General features: G+C 51.9%; 3 protein-coding genes. All 3 read right to left on the bottom strand.

Annotated elements, in window-relative coordinates:
- Positions 1 to 862 (bottom strand): hemagglutinin repeat-containing protein (locus HMPREF9371_RS11100; protein ID WP_009120191.1); only part of this gene is annotated, 862 nt, incomplete at its 3' end.
- A gap of 137 nt (positions 863 to 999) precedes the next feature.
- On the bottom strand, positions 1,000 to 1,524 hold the full coding sequence (locus tag HMPREF9371_RS10810) for a hypothetical protein (protein ID WP_009120190.1): 525 nt from the start codon (positions 1,522 to 1,524) through the stop codon (positions 1,000 to 1,002).
- 7 nt (positions 1,525 to 1,531) lie between these two features.
- Positions 1,532 to 2,886 (bottom strand): VENN motif pre-toxin domain-containing protein (locus tag HMPREF9371_RS10805; protein WP_009120189.1); only part of this gene is annotated, 1,355 nt, incomplete at its 5' end.

The raw sequence follows: 2,886 nt of genomic DNA, 5'->3' as shown, positions 1-2,886 counted from the left end.
GATCGCTGCTGCTGAGGCTGCCGCTGACAAAGCGGTTGCGACCGGCGCTTTCGGCGGCTTCGCCGGAGACGATGAGGCCGCCGTTCAGCCGGGTGTGCCCGTTTACGCTGACTTGGAAGCCGTCGTCGCCGGCATACAGGCCGCTTTGTTCGGCGACGCTTTGGTGCTCGGCGTTCAGTTGGCTTTGCTGGTAGCTGCCGTCGGCGCTGAAGCCGTAGCCGACGGTGATTTGGCCTTGGCCGTGGTATTGGCTGCTGTTATGGCGGGCGCTGTCTTGCAGGCTTTCGATGTGCAGGTTGCGGGCGTCGAGGGCAATGCCTTGGCCGAGTACGCGGGCGCCTTGCAAGGTGGTGTCGCCGCCGCTGGTGAGGGCGGTGCGGCTGCCGGCGCTGCCGATGCGGCTGTGGAGGTGACGGACGGCTTCGCTTTCGCTTCGGCCTTTGCCGTAGTTGCCGCCGCCGGTGACGCCGACGGAGACGCCGTTGCTGAAGTCGAGGGCGACGCCGGCTTTCCAGCCGGCCTGTCGGCTGCGGCCGGTTTCGCGGTGGGTTTGGCGGGCGGCTTGCAGCCGGATGTCGCCTTCTGCTTCCAGGCGGGTGCCGCTTTGTCCGGCGATTTCGGCGCCGCTGATGCGGATGTCGGAAGCTTGGCCGGCGCCTCGGGCGCTGAGGCTGACTTGCCCGCGGCCGAGGATTTGGGCGCCTTGGGCGGTGTGGCCGCTGCTGTGCCGCTCTTGGCTGTTGCGTTGTTCGCCGTAGGTGATGCTGACGTTGATGCCGCTGCCTGTGTTGTTTCTGCCGGCGGCTTGGCCGCGGATGCTTTGGGCGGCTTGGTAGCCTTGCCCCGCCTGCCCGGATGGCACTGTCTGTCGTACCCGCTCGGCGTCGAAACGGTTGTTCAGGTAGCCTGCAGTATCCAGACAAATATCACTTTAGCCTACCGGAAAGCATAATATGTTGGATTTTCAACCAAACCCTGTATTTACGTTTACTATCTTATTTAGTCTATATATTGACTCATTCTATTTATAAAATTCTGATTATCTTCGGTTAATAAATCAAAAAAGAATTTGCCATCAGACCATTCCCTTTTATCCTCAAAAACATTGATCAAATAATCGGCCATTGCCCAAATGGCCACCTCATCAGTTAAATTTTTTGACAGTAATTTAAAATAGTTGCAATAAAAATTGCATTTTCCCACCTTAAAGAAAGACAAGTAGTCTGAAAATATTACTGCGAAAGTAATACTTGGACAGCATATAATCATATGTTTCAATAGTTTAAAAAAATCCGGATAAGAAATTTTTTGATCATATAGGCAGCATGAATAATAGTCCGTAATCATATAATCCATATCCTGATATGGATGGTCTACCTCATATGTCTTATTTTTAATCCCTAAAAATTTAAATTTATTATATTCACGCAATTTGGTTAATATTTCCTTTGAAAGTTGATCAGGAAGGAAAAAAGTAAGATCCCACTCATCAACCATTTCTTGTATATCATTTAAATTAATCATAACAAACCTATTTATCAGTTAAAGATCTTTGTTTTTCTACTGCACGTTTTAATGCTGGTTCTAAACTTTCCCTCATATTTCTTAATCTATCAAGAAGCGCTTGCTTATCCGGCATTGTTGAATTTCTAATTGCTCTTTCAGCATTCCTTATACTATTAAGCTGTTCTCGTGCCTTTTGAATATGATCAGAAGGCCTAAATTCTCCAACTTTTTGACCGGTGTTAGCAAATCTTTCCAGTGCCTCTACCAATGCATTTTTTCCTCCTGCTTCCCTACCTTCATAATTGAGTATTTTTTCAATACTTGTAACCTTATCTCTTAATCTTTCCTGAGCTTCTTTAATACGATGAATTCTTGACTCGGCGGCCGCCAGTTGCGTTAAGCGATTTGGCGAACGTTGGACTTCCTGTGTCAGTGTCAACAACTCTTTTGCCGCATCCAGATCTCCTGCATCCTTGGCTGCTTGATAAGTACGCTTAAAGTCTTCTGCATATTGTAGCTTTTCCAGCGGTCTTAAACCGGGTATGGAAAAAATGGCGGCCAAGGCGTATTCGGAAACTGTGTCGGCTTCCCTAAAGTCCCTGATGGTGCCGACTACCGTCAAATCCGCCAGAAAGCGATGTACCGACTGCGACAATTTCGTATTGGCTGCGATTTGCTCGGGCGTCGATCCGCCGGCCAGTTGGACGGCCACATCGGTAGAGCTGTATTCCTGATTATGGGCGTCTTTGGCTTCGGGACTCATGCCGATTTGACCGGCATAGCCGACTTTCAGTCTGCCCATAGCCAAAATGGCTTGGTGTTTCAGATTTTGGCATTCGGCTGATTGTGGGTTTTCACAGGCTTTCAGGAGGCGTATGTCTCTGGCTGTATCCAGTGCTTTGAGACGGTCTCGTTCTAGGCAGGCTTGCTCTAAACCGGCACCGCCGTTACAGGCTTTTTCCAGGTGAATCAGGCGGTCGACTTCTGGGGCAGTCAGCCAGTTGTTCCCCACCGCATTCCGAGCACTCAGGCTACCTGAAACCGTATCCGCACTGCTGTTGCCCGTCGCCGCACCAATGCCCGCCCCCAGCAGGCCGCTGATGCCGGCCACGGTTTGTTTCTCTTCCGCCGTCAAATCCGACGCTGCTTTGCCGTACAGCCAGCGGCTCAATATGGGGGCGGCGGCTTCGGCTCCGCCGGCACTCAGGGTACCAGTGAGGGCGTTGTGCCCGCCGGATGCGGCGACGGCAGCGCCGAGAATGCTGTGCGCCAGCAGGTGGGCGGGGCTGCTTTCGCCGGGCCTTTGTCCTCCGTCCGCTTGGTTCTTCAGGTCGTTGGCTTTGAAGTATTGGCCGATTTGGTAGGATAAGGCCGGGGAGG

This window comes from Neisseria shayeganii 871, assembly GCF_000226875.1.
GTDB lineage: Bacteria > Pseudomonadota > Gammaproteobacteria > Burkholderiales > Neisseriaceae > Eikenella > Eikenella shayeganii.
This window is presented reverse-complemented; position numbering and strand designations above follow the sequence as displayed.